This window comes from Nostoc sp. UHCC 0252 (assembly GCF_034931145.1).
In the GTDB taxonomy this organism is placed as follows: domain Bacteria; phylum Cyanobacteriota; class Cyanobacteriia; order Cyanobacteriales; family Nostocaceae; genus Nostoc.
The window spans coordinates 103017-121901 of the sequence record NZ_JAYGHE010000006.1 but is presented as its reverse complement, the minus strand read 5'-3'; the positions used below and the strand labels follow the sequence as shown (position 1 = coordinate 121901).

Genomic DNA, 18885 nt, shown 5'->3' with positions numbered 1-18885 from the left:
GAAAAGTCAAAAACTTGTTAATTAAGCGTACCGTGGGGCACACGGAAACAAGGGGAGAAATCCTCTAAAGCTTGGGGAGATAAGCCCTCTGGGGCTGTCTAAATTAGGCTCGAAACTTGGTTCAATTGAACGGGTTTTTGGTTTAAGTAATGCCGAAAGGCTAGGCAGTTTAAAGGTGTATCAATGAACCAAGAATCCTCATGCTTTCAGGCTAGGGAGTGTCAAATAATACAAAGCATCGCCTAAACTTGGATATTTGAGTGTGCCGAAAGCAGGCATTATCTACAATGACGTTAAACCGATAGCGGGTCGTGTCGCTATCGAGTTGAAAGACAAGCTAACCGCAGCCGGTTGGGATGTGTGTGTCACATCGAGTATCGGTGGAATATTGGGCTACTCTAATCCAGATAGTCCTGTATGCCACACCCCCATTGACGGTCTAACGCCCCCTGGTTTTGACTCAGATATGGAGTTTGCAGTGGTATTAGGGGGAGACGGCACTGTTTTAGCAGCGTCTCGTCAGGTAGCCCCCTGTGGTATCCCACTGTTGACAGTGAATACCGGTCACATGGGATTTTTGACGGAAACTTTCTTGAATCAATTGCCCCAAGCACTAGAACAGGCAATGAACGGTGAGTATGAAATTGAAGAACGAGCCATGCTCACCGTCAAAGTATTTCGGGGAGAAGCAGTGCTGTGGGAAGCCCTCTGCTTGAATGAAATGGTTTTGCACCGAGAGCCTTTGACCTGTATGTGCCATTTTGAAATTGCCATAGGTCGTCATGCACCAGTAGATATTGCGGCGGATGGTGTAATTGTTTCTACGCCTACTGGTTCTACAGCTTACTCATTGAGTGCTGGTGGCCCAGTTGTGACTCCCGGTGTACCTGTTTTACAGCTAGTACCTATTTGTCCCCATTCCCTAGCTTCTAGAGCATTAGTATTTCCAGATACTGAATCGGTCAACATTTACCCAGTTAACATTCCTCGGCTGGTGATGGTGGTGGATGGTAATGGAGGGTGCTATGTCTTCCCAGAAGATAGAGTATATATGGAGCGATCGCAATATAGTGTCCGATTTATTCGCTTACAACCGCCTGAGTTTTTCCGAATTTTACGAGAAAAATTAGGTTGGGGTTTACCACATATTGCCAAACCAACTTCGGTAGAATTGCCGTAATGATTGAGAATTGGGAATTAGGAATTGGGAATTGAGGAGAATAACATTACCTCTTTCCCCTCTGCCCCCTGCCCCCTGCTCCCTTGCTTCTTCCCCATTCCCTAATTTCCTTCCAGAATTACTGGTGTAGGGATGGTATTTGGATTTAGTTATTAAGATTGCATCCGATAATTCGATGGCTGACACCTGAACGTGCTAAAAGATCCTTAGCAGCACGTCACATCAGGATTGCTCCATCATTAAAAACTCGTAATTGCACTTCTAACTGATGTAAAGATTTTCTCTGGAATATCTTTACAATCCCAAATCCAATATCCCAAATTGTTATGACAGTTGCTCCAAGTCCCTGTGTTTTGGTGATTGAAACCGATGAGAGCCTAGCAAATCAACTTTCTTGCGATTTGCAAGAAGCTGGCTATGAATCAATATTGGCTCATGATGCAACCAGTGGTTTGCAATACTGTAGCGATCGCCAACCTGCTTTAATTGTTGTAGACCGGATGTTAGCAGGAGAATCAGGACTCTCATTGTGTAAAAATCTGAGAAGCACTGGTATGCGATCGCCTGTATTGATTTTAATGGCAAGGGATACAGTTGATGATCGTGTAGCTTGTCTAGAAGCAGGTGCAGATGATTATATCCTCAAGCCTTACCGTTCAGAAGACTTTTTAAAGTTAATTCGCCTCTATTTAAAACCCGATGTAGATACCACGGAGCAATTACGTTTTGGGGATCTAATTTTAGACATTGCAACTCGCCGTGCTATCCACGGAGGACGGGCAATTGACTTGACAATGAAGGAATTTGAACTATTAAAATTCTTAATGGAACATCCCCGCGAGGTGTTAACCCGCGAACAAATTTTAGAGAATGTTTGGGGTTATGACTTTCTGGGTGAGTCCAATGTCATTGAAGTATACATCCGTTACTTGCGCCTCAAAATCGAAGATGAAGGTCAAAAGCGCCTCATTCAGACAGTGCGCGGCGTAGGGTACGTTTTAAGAGAATCCTAATACACTGTGACGGAAGTTTGCCTACCTTTAACAAGTTACTCAAGCGCATTGTCTAGTTATAGGACTTACGTAAAACTAATATGGTAGGGGCAATTCATGAATTACCCCTGCTTAATAATAAGGATTTTGACTACTATTTGCGTAAATCCTGGTTAATTGAGGCTGAAAAGGTCTGTGCATTACGGGACAAATAAAAGTCATGAGTTTTCTAGCTGAAATTCTGTAAAATTGAAATCTAAATTACAAAATTAAAAATAATTATGAGTCGTTGGCTAGGTTTACTCTCAATGTTGCTGAGTGTTTTATTGATGGGCTGTTCTGTGCCAACAACAGCCAAACCTCCAATTCCCACATCTGGTTCTCAAACTCCAGCACCAGAAAGTTTAGGTCAAAAACTACCAATTTCAGCTAAAGCTATTCTTCCTGATGGCACAACGATTCAGCTAGAAGTGGCCAAGACACCACAACAGCAACAGATGGGGTTGATGTATCGACCAGCTTTGCCAGATAACCGAGGAATGCTATTTGGGTTCCCTTCACCACGACCAGTTAGTTTCTGGATGAAAAATGTGCCAGTAGCTTTGGATATGGTATTTTTACAGAACGGTGTAGTTAAATATATCCAAGCTTCTGCACCTCCTTGTGCAAGTGAGCCTTGTCCTACCTATGGCCCCAACACACCAATCGATAAGGTAATTGAACTTCGCTCTGGAAGGGCTGCCGAATTGAGGTTGAAAGTGGGCGATATTGTCAAAATTCAGTTTTGAGACTTAGCTGCTTTGCGGGGATAAAGATTTGGATGGTTGCTCTGTTCAGAGCCTATACTACCTAAATCTATGTTTTTTTTGTAAAAAATGTCACCATCTGTGGCAAAAAGTCATCTGTAACGCTACTATTTAAAAACTGTGGTAATAATGTAAATTTCTACTGCCTCCAACCTGAAATCGTGGTCTTAAGGTTTGGCAAAAATATACCCTTGGGCGTAAGTGTAAATAGCCGCCAATAAGAGAGTATAGGCTATGGAAAGTTGATTATTACTTATGTAATTAAATAAAGTACACAAGTAAATAAAATGGAGCCAATTTAACTAAGTATAAATACTGCTTGAAAATCGAGCAGGGCAATTAAAGAAAACTGTGCTTGGGTGTATAGCCAATAACGGCACAGTGACAGATGAAATACTGGCTACTGGCTATCGAGCAATGGTGAACTGATATATGACAATACATTCTGCACTAGGAGGTGAGATCCAAATGTCACCATCGAAATATTCTCGACTGATTCATTTTTTGCAAGAAGATTTGGCAATTTCCACAGCATCGTTGGCGGTTGCATTGCGTCATCGGGAGCAAGACCCAGGCCCTTTGGCTATGATTCTTTGGCAGTATGGCTTGATTACTCTAGAACAGCTAGAACAAATTTATGATTGGCTGGAGACAGCATAAGAGATGCCAATTTTGGATTTTGGATTTTTAGATTAAAAGTCTCTAGCAAAAGGTTGTTACTGAAATCTCAAGCAATACTCAATACTACTTATTATGCAAATTTGGGATTATACTAAGTCACTAAAGTTAGTATTGTTTGGTGTAGAATTATCTGTGTGACTATCTCCGAAGCAAATAATACTATCTAGGAAAACTTTGTATCATTTAGGAGAATTAAAGCATGTCACATGAACTTTACCTTAGACAAGGGTTGATATATAAGTTTATGAACTCTGAGGGTTTGTACACATTTATATACAACAAATAAAAAGAGCAAGTTAATAATTTAACTCGCTCTTTTTATTTAATGCTGAGTAATTAGGACTGATTAAACACTCTAACTGCTGCTGCTATACCAGATCCAGGTGTGAAGTCTTCGTACCCTAGTTCTGTTAGAGTAACTTCTAAGGATGCTATACAGCTAAGAATATCGCGATCGCTCACAAAGCCCAAGTGACCAATGCGGAAAATCTTATTACTCAAATGGTCTTGACCACCTGCAAGGGCAATATCAAAGCGTTTTTTCATCAATGACCGAATCTTATCCGATTCAATTCCCTGTGGTGCTACAGCCGTAATCGCCGGACTAGCGGAACTATCTGCTGCAAACAGTGGCAAATTCAACCCTTGAATGGCGGCGCGGGTAGCATTTTTCAGCCGTTCATGTCGAGCAAATATTGACTCCAAGCCTTCCTCTTTCATCATTCGCAACGTGGTGTGTAGCGCTACAATCAAGTTCACGGGTGGAGTAAATGGAGTTGTATTTTTGGCTGTAGCTTTGCGATATTTGCCTAAATCCAAATAATATTTTGGTAGCTTCGCAGTTTTGTAAGCTTCCCAAGCTTTGGGACTCACAGAGACAAAACCCAATCCCGGCGGAATCATATAACCTTTTTGGGAACCGGAGGCGACTATATCCAAACCCCAAGCATCGACGGGGAGATTGAACGCACCCAAGCTAGTGACGGCATCAACGATAATCAACGCTTCACCGTGTTCTTTAACGTGGCGGTTGATGCTTTCTAGGTCATTCAACACACCTGTCGAGGTTTCGCTGTGGGTAATGATTACGGCTTTGATTTGCTTTTGGGTATCTGCTTGGAGTTTTTCGGCAAATACTTTGGGGTCTAAGGGTTTTCCCCATTCCACCTTCACTTCTTCTACATTCAAACCGTAGGCTTGTCCAACTTCTACCCAGCGTTCGCCAAATTTACCATTAGAGCCAACTAAAATGCGATCGCCTGGAGAGAGAAAATTAATTATTCCGGCTTCTACAGCACCCGTACCACTTACATTCAGTGTTAGTACATCATTTTGAGTTTGGTGCAACCACTTGAGGTTTTCTGTCACCTCTGCCAATATATTGCTAAATTCACTAGTCCGGTGTCCAATCGGATGCTTGGCTAATGCCAGTAAAGCAGCTTCTGGCACCGGCGTTGGGCCTGGAATCATTAGCATCAGCTTATCGTTCATATGTCTATCCTAAAAGTCAAATAAAAGTCAAAATTGTGGGAAGTTGGTTTAGTCTGGTAGCAAATTCTAGATATTTCTCTACAAATTACACTCAGATCGCCACCAGTGTTGTTGTATATTTTCCAAATCCATAGGAAAAGTATCGTGGGAGTTAATTAACGGTCAGCTTGACCTTCGCAATTTATACCAGACTCCAACTCAGATAAAATCTCTGTTCTAGGCAATCTTACCATACACTTAGACACCAATTTCAGTCCCTTGGCTGTAGGTGAGCGCCTATTGAAGACTAGCAGGATTCGTCGGTGAAAAAGTTATGTTTTGCTTCAACGAAGGAAGTAACGGCTTACACTACGCAAAATTGGATGTCACCGTTTACGAAGAGATATAAGATACCTAACCCAAAATGAGTGAATTTGCTTTGCTTAATAATTGCTGTTTTCTAAACAATACCTCTATCTATTGAAAAGGTGATGATTTATTTCGGACTAAATCATTTTTCTGTCAATATCCAAGCTATCTCTAGCTTACTAAATAGCAATTTTCATTAATAGTTTACAGTTTATTTACTACCAAAGTGGAGCTATCTATACTGTTAATTGCTGCATATTTTGAAACCGTACTCAGAGGTAGTGAGCGCTAATAAACTAGAAGTTTTTATACTATACTTATAAATTTGCTACAGTTGTGCTTAGTTTTTTTAGTTACTATTCATGGTGAGTCGTTTTTAACTAGTGTTCAGTTTATAAACTGTCACTCACTAGATCCCTCGTTTTCTTGTAAAAGAGATATTCTTAGTTAGTGCAAGGAGTGATACCATTTCACCAGATGTTTGTCATAAGTTATCCTCGCAATGCTCCCTAATAAGGGAGTGTTGCAGGTTTCAAATGTTGCATCAAACAAGTGAGTTGGTATAAGCTTTTACGGAGAAGCGCTTGAGTGAGCAAAACTCTCAAGCGCTTTTTCGTGTATAAATAAAACAGTCAAACTCTCTGGACAATAATACAATTAGTAATATTTTTACCAATAAATTTAATTCTGAGTATCACCAGAATATCTAGGTAAAATAACAATGATGGTCTGAAATATGAGTACGATCATGTTATTGACAGCATTTAAAATTTGCTGGCTATTTGATTTCCTTCCCACAGCAAATACCACACTGGATGATACAAATTAAAAAAGTTCAGGTGCAGAGATTACTTCAGATAAATTAATAAATTTAATCCTGGAATTGTGCGAGAAAGAGTCCACAAAACTAATGTGATGTAAATTACACCTAAACTCCATTGATACCAAGCAAGTGCAGAGATAATACCTGGTAAGTGTTCGTCTCGTAGGCGGATGTCGTTAAATCCTAGTTTAACTAGGTTGTTGAGACTAAAATCATAATAGTTGAGCCAGTTCCAACGGCGATCGCACAAAAGAGGCATATATCGTTCCCGAAATGTCTGATTCCTGGGTATAACTGGTAAACGCCCAATTAACAATCGTAACTGGCGAAATGTGCCGTCTTCGGTAAAATAAGAGACGTTCATTAAGTTGTGATAACGACCTTGTTGGTAAAGTCGGATTAATAACGCCAGTGGTACGGGAACAAGAATTATAAAAAGACACCCTAATGTCAGCCAAGGTTTTTGAGCATTACGAAAAATAGCTAGTAAGCTCAAGAATTCTAAAACGCTAAAACTGACTAATATGGAAATGGTTTCGTAAGCTGTGGGAATAATTGGCACAGGATGCAGGCGACGGTAGCGATCCACTAGCCAAAATAGTAAACCGAAATAGGCGATCGCAACTCCTCCCACGCCAAACACTAACCAGAAATTTGTACCATAGCCACTCAACAACAGTAGTACACTCAACCCCAACCAACTCCAAGCTTGCAATAACCACCCACCGATAGAAAGGGATTCACCAACAATTAAGCGCTTACTCAGTTGTGTGTATTTTTCTAAATCGATGTCTGCTAAGGTGAGTAACTCATTGTTGCTGCGAAACAATTTTATCAGACGACGCTGGGCGATCGCTTCGGCTTGAGTTGTAGAAAAACCCAGGTTAATCAAACTTGCAACACTTGCACTATTAATATTTGTAGCCGTCAAACGGCGACTCATTTCTACTAATCGTAGTTGTTGTTTTGTGTATTCTAGTTCATTAGCATCGGCGACTTGTTGTTGCTGACGAAAATTTTGCCCCAAATTCCGCAAGATATTTTGATTACCTTGCAATGTAGGGATGCAAAACATCTTACCAATCTGACCGGGATTACCTAAAATTTTTGCTTGGTTAGAGTTAAAAGTTAAACCAGGTACACTTAAACAAGCTTCTGTAGAAAACCTCGCATCGCTAAAATCCGCTTGGTTGAGAATGCTTGCACCTTGCAAATTTACCGATTGATTAAACTCGACTTCTCGAAATGTGACAGCTTGCTCAAAAGTCGCTTCTGTTAAGAGGAAGAACCGATTAAAATTTGCTTTAGTAAATTGGGCTTGATTCACAAAATGGACATTAGAAAAATCAGCATTATCTTGCCACTGCCCACTATTGAATTTAGCTAACTGTTTAAAAGTTGCTTGGTTGAAGTTGACAGTTTTTTCAAAAATGCTGCCTTGAAAATCAGCAATGTCTTGAAATTGAGTTTGTTTAAAATTAGCTTTTTCAAAAAAAATACTGCCCTGAAAATTGCTTGGTTGTTTGAACTTAGCACCGTTAAAGTTGACGGGACGAGCAAATCTGGTTTCATTCCAATTAGTGGATTGGAGAAAAGTTGCACCTTGGGCATCCACAGACTGAAGAAAGAATGTATTAGAAAACTTCATTTCGCCATTGAAACGAGTTTGCACTAATGTTAAGACACCACGAAAGACGGCGATTTCACTGGATGGAGTTGATTGTGTTCCCAAAAGCGATCGGCAATCTTTAGAGTTCGTGAGTGACTCTAGACAAACGAAGCGCAAACGTTCTAGTTCTTTTTGTTCGGGGACGCTGAAAATCGAAGCGATCGCTTGGGCGTACAAGGGGGTTCTTAAACCCAAATCACTGCCCACAAAATCCCCTAAAATTAGGGTATAGCTAAGGTCTAAACCCAGAGGTTTTGCATTTAGTCCTTTTCGCATGAGTTGGTAAAAAGCATCACGAAAGCTAGCATTTTCCGGGCGCAAATCAATCACCATCTTCTGCAAATCTACGGTCAAATTGCCTTCGCGGAGTGTAGGTGTACGTAGACGTTCTTGTAATAATTCCAGAGTTAAGGGTGTGCGTTCTGGTTGCGTTTGTGCTGCTGAAGTTGGTAGGGGGAGGAAGAGGAGAAGTAAAACGCAAAGGAACGCAAAGGGAAGCGCAGAGGTACGCAAAGAAACTCCTCTGTGTACCTTTGCGTTTAACCTCTGCGTACCTTTGCGTTTAAAAAATAAATTATGCAAATTGTTCGATCATTCGTCGCTAATCAGTAGAACAATTTTACCCGTCACTGAACCGCTTTCAATTAGTTGGTGCGCCTTAGCCGCTTCCTTCAAAGGAAATTTATGGCTAACATGGATTTTTAACTTGCCTTCATCGATCCAAGTGGCACATTGTTCGAGAATTTCTGCTTGGTGCTGGAGGCTTTCTTCTAATCCTAGCAACGCTGGTGTGAGCATTAATTCTAAACCAATGCGGAGATTGCGTTGTCTAGCAGTTTTCCAAACAGTATTGGCATCTGGTTCGAGAATCGTCACAATATCACCATAAACTCGCACTGCTGGGAAAGTTTTGTGAAAGGTTTCGCCGCCTACGGTATCAAAAGCCAAGTCTACACCTTCGCCGCCAGTCCAATCTAATGCTGCTTGCACAAAGTCTGTTTGTTTGTAAAAAATTACGTGATCGGCACCGAGTTGTTTAACGAAATCAGCTTTTTCCTCAGAACTGACTGTGGTGGAAATAGTAGCACCTTTGAGTTTCGCCAATTGAATTGCTACATGCCCGACACCACCAGCACCCGCATGAATCAAAACTCTTTCGCCAGGTTCCAATCGTCCCCGTTTGTATAAAGCTTCCCAGGCTGTGATTAACACTAAAGGCGCTGCTGCTGCTTCGGCAAAGGAGATAGACGCGGGTTTGCGTGCCACAAAGCGCTCATCCACAACAGTATATTCAGCATAATTACCTTGGTGTGCGCCCAATCCACCGTAGCAAAAGTATACCTCATCGCCTGGGCGAAAACGCTGAACACTAGCACCCACCGCTTCGACTATACCAGCACCATCGCATCCTAAAATTGTCGGTGTGCGATCGGGGTAGAAAGTGCCTCGGCTACGAAGTTTAGTGTCAATGGGGTTAATGCCAGCCGCCACCAAACGCACTAAAAGTTCAGTATTCCCTGGAACAACAGGGTTTGGCACTTCTTGTATTTGCAGAACTTCGGGACTGCCAGCTGCTGTCATCAAGACTGCTTTCACAACTCTTTCCTCCTGGCTTTAGATGCACGTTTATTTGCAACTTTAGCGCAAGAGGGTAGACAGAAAGTTATGTTTGGGGGGAAAGTGCGATCGCTCACTTCTTGCACCCAGCCCTAGCGATTAGAAATCGCGGCTATACAAACGAAGTCCGCCTGTGCGGACTAATGAAAATCAAGGTTTTGCCTGTGCAGCCCCGACTTCCAGTGCAAGAGTGGCAAGATGTGAGCGATCGCCGATAGCAACTCCACGAGCGTCGTAGACATCGCACTGAGGATAAAGTAGAACTAGAGAAAGTGGTGGTTTTAGTGGTTGGGGTGGGACTATGGAAAGAGTGTGACAAAGGGGATATTTTTTATACACTCTTGCAGAAATTGTTGGAGGAATGAGTAATGTGTGACAATAAGCTTCTTTGCATATAAGCATTTGTAGAAAAGTGGTTTCGGATTTGAGCTGCATCCCTTGCGCGTCTCCAAGAGTTGGACACGAAGTAAGAAGGAAGGGGCGATTACAAGCTATATGAACGGTGGAGTGATCAAATGTTCAATAAACTCAAAACCCTGGAAGATTCTATACCTACAGGGTTTTAAAGTCAGCTTTTTAAGTTAGCTCAATGCCAGCTGCTTTTTAATCGAGAGAGCCTCATCCACTGCTTTAGCAATGGTTGTTTTCTGCGAAATAGTTTTTTCCAAATAGGCTTCTATTTCTTCCTCTAATAAAGTAAATGCTTGCTTTGATGTCAATACATTCACCTTTTCTTTAACCTTAGCTTCGTAGAACTGACTCGCTGTGTATCCTATTAATTGAAACATTATCAAGTTAGTGCTTGCATCGATTACCCAACTGGGGATAGGAGTATGTTTTACCAAGAATCCTAAACCTAACTGCACTATTTGATCACTGCCTAGTGCTAAACCGAAAATTGCTAAAATCTCCCCCTTCCGATCTGAAACTGTTAAGTCGTAACCATATATAACAGCAATTTGATAAACCATTTCTACCAGCAACGGCATAGTTTTTCCTAAATCAACTACCAGCGTAAATCCTGGTGCTATTCCACTAATTAACCCAGTTGCCGTAGCATAAAAAGCCTTTTTCCGAATTATGCGATCAGCTATCTGGATAGGTTGTTCATAAGAGTAAGTTAGCTGTAACTTTATCACCTCATCCTTTGCTTTATCTAAATTAATACCCCTACTGATAATCTCTAGTAGCATATCTACCCAATCTTGATTCCATAAATCAATTATTGTTTGCTGTAAAGAAGCTACTACTTGTCCTGTTCCTTGAGATACTTGTCCGAAACATTGGTATACCTCTTTCTTTATATCCTCTAAAGAGCGGGTTGCTGCTTGGTTATTTTGTGTCGCTTTTCTATTAATATCTTCAGCAAACTTTACTACTGCTTGAATATCTTGTGTTGTTTTACTTTCTACTGCTCTCTTACTATCTTCAGCAAACTTTACTACTGCTTGAATATCTTGTCTTGCTTTAGCTTCTGCATCTTGACGAGCCTTGGAAAGCCACAAATCACTTGTACGTTCTTTTTTTATTGACTCTGATTTTGAAGGAGAGCTTGCCACTTGTTGTTGTTCAATTTCTGCCTTTTCCAGCAGGACTTTAGTGCTTGTACCTATCCGTTGCCAATATATTTTTGGTTTAAAACCCAAGCTATCTTCTACTTTACGGATAAGAATTTCAGACTCTAATTTGTCAGGGTTTGCATAACCTAACAAGATTACCTCCGTACCATCTTCGCTAACTTCCGCAATAATATAACCCCCAGTATAGTACCAACGAGGATAGAGTGCTTTATGTATCTTGGACACAGATTCTGCCTGAGTCATAGCTAATGCTTCATTAGTATAAAAAAACTTAATATACTCTAATCTTTAATAGAATATGCTTACCAGTGGAATTTTACGGATGTGTTCGCTATTCAGTTAGTGCTACTCAGGTATTAATACTTGTGTTTTACACCTTATATATCTAGAAGACTAGGCAGATTAAATTATGTGTAGGTACTATTTTAAGTGTCTTGTATTTTAGAGTTAGTAATACCAAGTTGCCAAAGTTAGTATTCTTTAGCGTCTAAGCTCTGCTGGACTAGCTTTCAAGCAAATAATACTATCTATCACAACTTGGTATAAGATTTAAAACTAGTTATTACATCGTGACTATCCTGCTTAATTGCAACAGTTGATTGACGCTATCTAACGGTGACACATCTTCATTTGAGAAGAGATCGTCCCTGTCTCATTCTTGAAAAAGGAAAAAACCGCAAAACATAATGTTTCACGGCTTTCAGTGTGGTGTGAGGAGTTTAACTATATATCATAATAAAGTAACCACCCAACAACAACGCACTGGTAACAATTTTGGTAACAGACTTTTTTTGCAACGATACTCTCAGATATACGTTGTAGGGGCAATACTCTGCGGGAAGCCGCTTCTCTACGAGATGCTCCGCGAATGCGTCTAGATGAATTGCCCTAAGAAGAAAATAAGGGTTTTGGCTATTATTTGCGTAAGCCCTGTTATTTATCTTTAGAGCAAAGCACCACCACAACTAGAACCACACCCAGCAGTACAACCATAGCAATAAGCAGCAGTTTGTATTTCACTAATCAGGTCTAAACTGCCAGCTTCTAGCAATTTGCTAACTGTCAGAGTTTCACCCTTGTCAGTTTTGGCAGGCAAATTCATCATTTGGTTAAAGTCGCAATCATATACATTGCCCAGATAGTCAACTGAAAGTTCATCGCGGCACATCAAATGTTCAACCGTGTCAGGATTAAAATGCGACTCTAAAAACTGCAAATAGCTGGTGTACAGTTTTCTCCGTTCTAAATGCATTTTGGTTCTACCAACTGGAAGGTTGGTAATGGTGAAGAGGTTGTTAAATACAATATTAAAATGTTCTTGTAAGAACATTTTGTAATCTCGTTCTAGGTTAGCCTGTTCAGGAGCTAAAGAAAACTTTTCATTCGTAGGTAACTGGGGATTAAATATCAAATCCAAAATTAAATTTTGCTTTTTCCCATAACCAAGTTTGTTAAGCCATTGCAAAGCTTTGACTGAACTATCGAAAACACCATAACCGCGCATTTTATCAACATTATCTGCTAAATAACAAGGTAGAGAAGCTACAACTCTTATTTGGTATTGAGCAAAATATTCTGGTAAATCAGCAAATCCATCTTCAAAATAAATGGTCAAATTAGATCGGACAATTACCTGCTTACCAGTTGCTCTTGCTGCTTCTACCAATGGCTTAAATCCATAATTCATTTCTGGTGCGCCACCGGTCAAATCCACAATTTTAATTTCGGGAAATCTATGAATTAGCGAAATCAATTGTTCGCAAACTTCAGGAGAAAGTTCTTCTGTACGTCTTGGGCCAGCTTCGACATGGCAGTGTGTACAAGAAAGGTTACAACGTTTACCTAGATTTATTTGTAAAACAGTGATTTCCTTTTTTGTCAAAGGGGAATTGAGTTTATTTTTAAATGATGTGATTATTGAATTTGACGCAAATTTTGATTGGGTTTGCATTAGCTACTACTCCTTAAAAATGTAAAAACATATTCAATTTTTTTAACCTTGCAATAACCTGTAAGTTATGCCACTAATAATTGCAGCAGTAGGTAAAGTCAAAATCCACGATAATAATATCTGATAGAAAACATGCATATTGGGTTTTTTGGAAGTTAACCCTACTCCAAAAATAGAACCAACTGAAACATAAGTGGTAGAAATTGGGAGACCAAATCGACTAGCTAAAATAACCAGAATAGCAGTTACTATATTTGCTGATAAGCCTTGAGTATGATTTATTGAGGTAATTTTTTCACTCATGGTAATAGCAACTTTTTGGGAGTTGAGTAAACCGCCAAGTGCCATTGCGATCGCAATCGTGATCATTCCTCCCTGAACGGAAAAATACTCAATAATCAGAACGATGGAGAAAATTTTGGGAGTATCATTTAATCCTCTAGCAAAACTCACAATTCCAGCGCTAATAAAATGGCAATTATCAATCATTTTTTGATTGACTGGTAGATTCCATTTTGAAATTATATAGTTAGATAAGCTGTAAATTCCTACTCCCAAAGAAATAGCAATGATCGGACTGAGTAATAGAGGTAAAATGAAGGAGTTTCCCAAAGTTACAAAATTAACTTTGAGTCCGATCGCAACTAATCCAGCGCCAATAATAGCACCTGTTAAACTATGAGTTGTGGAAATGGGAAATCCCATGAGGGTGGCTACTAGTATAGTTAAACCAGCCGCGATCGCAACTGCTATACGAAACTCTGGTTCATTAGCGATCGCATCGGGTACTAATCCTTTTACTGAGAAGTTTGTAATTAGGGTGCTTGCCAAAAAAGTTGCAGTTACCGCGCCACCTAAAGTTGTAAAAGTTGCCCACAAAATTGCTGTTTGATAGCTGCTGGTTCGGCTGCCAAACAAGGTTGCTACCCCTTTAAAATTGTCATTAGCACCATTAGAATAGGCTAAAAAAAGCGTGGCAATAAATAAACTAATTAACAGCATTTTGGTGTTTATAAAAAAGAAACCAGAAGCCAGAATTGAAAATGCAATTAGTGAAATATTCAAGATGTGAATAAATTCCCCAGTCGCACAGAATTATTCTGTTAGCGGATAGCTAAGGTTTAGCTCATTCTGGCTACTGACACCTGAATTTGCTAATAAATTAACAGCAGCCACCACCGCTATAATGCCAGGTTGAATTGGTAACAATTATTTCTGCTGGGTTGATATTCGCAAGTTTAGCAGCAGTCTTATCACATACTGCTGCGGGAATACCTTTCTGGAGTAAATGACCTGCACAGTCGTCGAAGAAGGGTTCCAAGCCAGTATAAATTGCAGTTTTCCCCGTAAAGATACAAGCACCATCTTCGGGAATAGCAACTTTAAAAGAGACAGAATCTAGACTTTCTAAAAGTAGGTGTTCGTCTAAATTATAAGTCTGAGAATCTAGTAGACGATAAGGACGACGGGCACGAATTTCAACTTGACCAAAGCCAGAATTTGTAATCCGCTCAGTATACTCTTGATATGTGAGTGCGCCTGATAAACACATGGCTCTGAGTCGTTCATCTTGTTGAAGATGTGCTGGAATTTGACTAGTGGCAATTGGATCGCTCATCTGCAAACGTCCGCCCGGTTTTAATACCCGATAAGCTTCTTTTAAGGCACGGGTTAAATCTTCTGGTTCAAAGATGTTGAAAAGGCAATTCTGCGCCACGATATCGACGGTAGCATCAGCAACGGGCAGGTTAAAAGCATCGCCTTCGCGGATTTCTACAAAACTGGTGTCAAACCAGGGGTTTTCTTGAGCAGCAATTTCCAGATTGCGTGCGGCTGCTTTCCGCATGGCTTCAACCGGTTCAACCGCAATTACAGCACCTGCATAGCGTGAAAAATAAGCGAATTGCAACGCTTCTAAGCCGCCACCAACGCCGACATACAGCACAGTCGGTTGTTTTCCTAGTTCGGTGGGATGAACAGTAGTGCCACAACCATAGTTCATTTCCTGCATTGCCAAAGGAACTTTTAATCCTGGTAGTTGCAGGGGTGTACTTTGCACACAACAAAGTCCAACTTGCGGGGTTTCGGCAACTTCGCGGTAGAATTGCGCTGCTGTTTCTAGATAGGTCATGCAGTTTTAGATTTTAGATGATCACAGCTTTGTGCATCCTAGTACAATTAACCCTATCTTGGATGAGTTTTTACTGAGATTGCCAAAAACCCCAAATCTTCATCTGATAAAAGCTTTTGGGGCATCTGTGTTCATCGAAATTTAACATTGGGAATTGGGAATTGCGAATGGGGAATGGGAAAGAGGACTTGGGGACAAGGAGAATTGGGGACAAGGCGAAAGACTTGGTGTAAGTTTTAAACTTTTGTCCCCTTGTCCCTCTGTTTCCCCTGCTCCCTGCCTCCCCTACTCCTCGCACCTCGTCCCTTTGTACACTTTTCAATTCCCAATTCCCAATTCCCAATTCAATGTGTAGCCTACACCACTTACAGTTTGAATAAGGCACTTTTTTTTATTGGCTTCAAGTTTCAGACGCAGGTAGCGGATATGAAGTTCTATGGCGTTAGCATCGCCCATAGAGTCGTAACCCCAGGCTTCCTTTAAAATGCGATCGCAGGTAACTACCTGTCGCGGATGGGCTAGTAAGTATTCTAGTAAATCAAATTCCTTAGAAGTTAACTCAATTAACCTCTGATCTCGGTATACTTGGCGCGTGCGACGATTTAAACTTAGGTCTTCAAATTCTAAAACATCTACGGTGTTTGCTTGTTGGCTTCTTCGCAGGTGAGCGCTAACTCTGGCTAACAATTCATCAACGCTGAAGGGTTTCACGAGGTAATCATCAGCACCAGCGTCTAAGCCTACAATGCGATCGCTCACTTCATCTTTAACGGTTAATAAGATGATCGGCACTTTGTCACCAATACTTCGCAGACGGCGACAAATTTCTAGCCCCGACAAACCTGGCAACATCCAGTCTAAAATTACTAAATCTAGATGTAGCTTACGCGCTGCGGTGAGTGCAGTTAATCCATCGTAGGCAATACTGACTTGATAGCCTTGATAATTCAATTCTAATTCGACAAATCGCGCCAGTTTGACTTCATCTTCAACCAGTAAGATGTGCGTCATGATGATGTTAATGATTTCAGCAGGGTACGGTAAGCAGAAATACTGTCTGGAAACACTGTCTTCGAGATGCTAGCTACTTAACATAGCCGAACATCTAATTTAGGTGTAAGTTAGCTTAGTATAAACCTCAGTAAGTAACAACCGTAAGTTTTCAAATACCGATGGCTGCTCGATCAAAGAACAATCTGACTGGCTATTAGCAATAGATTGCAATATCTTCACCGCATTCATCGGCAAGATAACAGAGCGCTTTAAAGCGCAAACCAACCACTTCCTCGTATAGGGGATTTAGTTTACACATCGGAGGGATGTGAAATAGTTTCCGGCCAAGGAGGGTAATATCTCGCTCAAAGGGACACTGAGCAGGGATAGCTTTGCACAGAAAATGAGCCAATTTGGAGTTATGAATTTCTATCGTTTCCAACCACTCGCGGACTGGGTGCAGTAGGTCTTTTTTTAACTGGATTTGAATAAAGCTTGTCATAATTTTTCACCTTAATAATTTTAAACTAGATTGAGTTTGTTGTATTTGAACCTCTATAAATACATACGGTTAGGTTCTATAGTTTTATGCACTGATTCTTCGTTTTTTTTGTTCTCTACAGAGATAGAACTAGTCCCTATGTATAGTATTGACTACACATTCGAGCGTTAGAGTTCCCGATAATTTGTCAAGGCAATATATCTTTTGTGCCAAACTGCATTTCCGAATAGAAAAGCCGGTGCGTTGGCGTTGTCTTACGCCGTAGGTTAACGCACCGACCATCTTAACTAACCTTAGTCATTAGTCATTTGTGCTTACCAAGGACAAAGGACAAATGACAACCTCACTAGTTGATGTGCAATCTTATTTGCGGTAGCCTGTGGTAAGTTTCTGCACATTTACGTTTTATCTTGGTCGTCCCAATGTCGTAATATATAGAGCGGCCTCATCAGCAGGAATACCTAAAACTTCATTTACTTGGTCATCAAAGAATCCACCGATACCACTGACACCTATATTTAGGTGCATTGCGGCTAAATTCAAGCGTTGTCCTAAATGACCGGCATCCAAATGTAAGTAACGGTAAACGCGATCGCCATATTGTGCGATCGCAGCTTTCAAATCGGCTGTATGAAACAACACAGCTGCTGCATCTCGCCCTAATTCTTGTCCCAAACAGAGAAAATGTAACTCTCGCCGGAAGTTTTTAAACCTGATTTGGCGTAACTCTTGGGCTTTGGGTGCGTAATAGTAACAACCTGCATCTAGTCCTTTGACTCCGCAAACAGCAATAAATGTTTCTATTAAATTCAAATCAAAGTAGTCTGGAGCAATATCTAAACTTTGGTCGATGTAATTTTGCGGTTGGTAAGTGAAATCGAGTAAAGCTTTCAATTCATCAAAGGTTAAATCATCACCATTGTAAGCGCGGGTAGAGCGTCGCTTGTACATAGTACTTTCCAGTTCTGAAAGCTTTTGTCCCCAGTTTATCGGTGCAGTGATGGTGGGAATTTTCAAACAGAAAGGAAAATTATATTTATCCTCCAAAGATTTTTCTTGTTTAACAACTGGTAAATTGAGATTGCCAGTTATATTTGATTGAATTTGAGTGTGTCGGTGGAAATATTTCAGTAATTCACCATCGGGAATTTCGGGATAACTCGTTTCGGTGGCGGAAGGTAAAGCAGTACATCCCAATGGTAGATTTTGATTGACATCTAACAAGTCTGCCAGAGGTAAGACTGCAATCGCACCTTCTTGTTGCGGATCTATATAAAGCAGATCGTTTACCGATTCATCCACAAAGCCGCCAATTAAATGGGGACGATAATCAGTAATCGCACCAGCCAATTCGATATTGCCTAACAGATGTCCCGTATCTAGAAAAATTCGGCGGTAAGCCCGATCTTCATAGCGCCATGCGGAACGATAGAATACCGCAGTGACAATAATTGCTAGTTGGGTATTTTCTAGGGATGGATGCCAAAAACAAGCTGCTTGTAGACTTTGCCAAACATCATTTTCCCAATAATGCATGAGAGAATGAGTCCGACACTGGTAGTTATACAAACCAGGTGGCAATAATGCCGTGCCACGAGAAACTACATACACCTCAGCCGGGTATAATCCGCCTGCACTGGGAGCAGCACGTAAATACACCGCACTACCCATAGAAGGCATCCTCGCTGTCAATCCATAGCTACGAAACAGCAACCGAGAAAGTCTTTGCCACCATTGAGCATCTGGGTTATTAGCAAATCCCTCTGGTTTTTCTTGGATATAGGGTTTGAGATCAAAAGTAGAACCAATTTTGTACTCTTTGAAAGGTACAGGCTGTTTAGTCCAGTCTAACTGCTGACTTTTTGAGGCAAGAGTCTCAGGATTGTATTTAGTCCGTTCGTGATAATGCTGGGCAATTGATTGGTGTAATTCTGGCATAGTACTTTTAATATCCTTGGGGCATTCTCTTTTGATCTTGGCATTCATTAGCCCCTTTGTTTCGTGTCAATTCGTACAATCCTCATAGTTACAAAGTGGTAATTGGTAACAACTGGATTGGGAATTGCGAATTGGGAATGGGGAATTGGGGATCTGGTTATAAAAAATGTAGAGACGTAGCAG

Annotated in this window: 15 protein-coding genes; 4 read left to right on the top strand and 11 right to left on the bottom strand. The window is 40.8% G+C overall.

Annotated elements, in window-relative coordinates:
* The first annotated feature begins 262 nt into the window (after positions 1-262).
* The 4 genes from VB732_RS06080 (at position 263) to VB732_RS06065 (ending at position 3638) form a co-directional block, all read left to right on the top strand.
* Complete coding sequence (locus VB732_RS06080) at positions 263-1180, top strand: NAD(+) kinase (RefSeq protein ID WP_323229937.1); 918 nt, start codon at positions 263-265, stop codon at positions 1178-1180.
* 326 nt (positions 1181-1506) lie between these two features.
* Positions 1507-2193, top strand: a complete 687-nt coding sequence (nblR, locus tag VB732_RS06075) for a response regulator transcription factor NblR (RefSeq protein WP_323229936.1) — start codon at positions 1507-1509, stop codon at positions 2191-2193.
* 260 nt (positions 2194-2453) lie between these two features.
* Positions 2454-2960 carry a DUF192 domain-containing protein gene (locus tag VB732_RS06070; RefSeq protein ID WP_323229935.1) on the top strand — a complete coding sequence of 169 codons (507 nt, stop codon included), beginning with the start codon at positions 2454-2456 and terminating at the stop codon, positions 2958-2960.
* Positions 2961-3410: 450 nt separating this feature from the next.
* Positions 3411-3638, top strand: a complete 228-nt coding sequence (locus VB732_RS06065) for a DUF2949 domain-containing protein (RefSeq protein ID WP_323229934.1) — start codon at positions 3411-3413, stop codon at positions 3636-3638.
* A gap of 357 nt (positions 3639-3995) precedes the next feature.
* Here the strand turns inward: VB732_RS06065 and VB732_RS06060 are convergent, their stop codons facing one another.
* The 11 genes from VB732_RS06060 to VB732_RS06010 form a co-directional block, all read right to left on the bottom strand.
* A complete protein-coding gene (locus VB732_RS06060; protein WP_323229933.1) occupies positions 3996-5150 on the bottom strand; it encodes an alanine--glyoxylate aminotransferase family protein in 1155 nt (384 codons plus the stop codon).
* Between the two features lie 1196 nt (positions 5151-6346).
* Positions 6347-8572, bottom strand: coding sequence for a pentapeptide repeat-containing protein (locus tag VB732_RS06055; protein WP_323229932.1), 2226 nt, complete (start codon positions 8570-8572; stop codon positions 6347-6349).
* 9 nt (positions 8573-8581) lie between these two features.
* The gene (locus VB732_RS06050) at positions 8582-9586 is read right to left on the bottom strand and encodes a zinc-dependent alcohol dehydrogenase family protein (protein WP_323229931.1); all 1005 of its coding nucleotides are present in this window, start codon (positions 9584-9586) and stop codon (positions 8582-8584) included.
* Between the two features lie 171 nt (positions 9587-9757).
* Entirely contained in the window at positions 9758-10009 is a 252-nt protein-coding gene (locus VB732_RS06045; protein WP_323229930.1) for a hypothetical protein, read from the bottom strand.
* Positions 10010-10188: 179 nt separating this feature from the next.
* Complete coding sequence (locus tag VB732_RS06040; RefSeq protein WP_323229929.1) at positions 10189-11430, bottom strand: EcsC family protein; 1242 nt, start codon at positions 11428-11430, stop codon at positions 10189-10191.
* Between the two features lie 700 nt (positions 11431-12130).
* Positions 12131-13138 (bottom strand): arsenosugar biosynthesis radical SAM (seleno)protein ArsS, encoded by a 1008-nt coding sequence (gene arsS / locus VB732_RS06035; protein WP_323229928.1) that lies wholly within the window; start codon positions 13136-13138, stop codon positions 12131-12133.
* Positions 13139-13180: 42 nt separating this feature from the next.
* A complete protein-coding gene (locus VB732_RS06030) occupies positions 13181-14140 on the bottom strand; it encodes an anion permease (protein WP_323229927.1) in 960 nt (319 codons plus the stop codon).
* Positions 14141-14300: 160 nt separating this feature from the next.
* On the bottom strand, positions 14301-15269 hold the full coding sequence (arsM, locus tag VB732_RS06025) for an arsenosugar biosynthesis arsenite methyltransferase ArsM (RefSeq protein WP_323229926.1): 969 nt from the start codon (positions 15267-15269) through the stop codon (positions 14301-14303).
* A gap of 318 nt (positions 15270-15587) precedes the next feature.
* Positions 15588-16280 (bottom strand): response regulator transcription factor, encoded by a 693-nt coding sequence (locus VB732_RS06020; protein ID WP_323229925.1) that lies wholly within the window; start codon positions 16278-16280, stop codon positions 15588-15590.
* A 196-nt stretch (positions 16281-16476) separates the two neighbouring features.
* Positions 16477-16764 carry a Mo-dependent nitrogenase C-terminal domain-containing protein gene (locus VB732_RS06015; RefSeq protein ID WP_323229924.1) on the bottom strand — a complete coding sequence of 96 codons (288 nt, stop codon included), beginning with the start codon at positions 16762-16764 and terminating at the stop codon, positions 16477-16479.
* A 405-nt stretch (positions 16765-17169) separates the two neighbouring features.
* Positions 17170-18702 (bottom strand): SagB/ThcOx family dehydrogenase, encoded by a 1533-nt coding sequence (locus tag VB732_RS06010; RefSeq protein WP_323229923.1) that lies wholly within the window; start codon positions 18700-18702, stop codon positions 17170-17172.
* Positions 18703-18885: the final 183 nt, after the last annotated feature.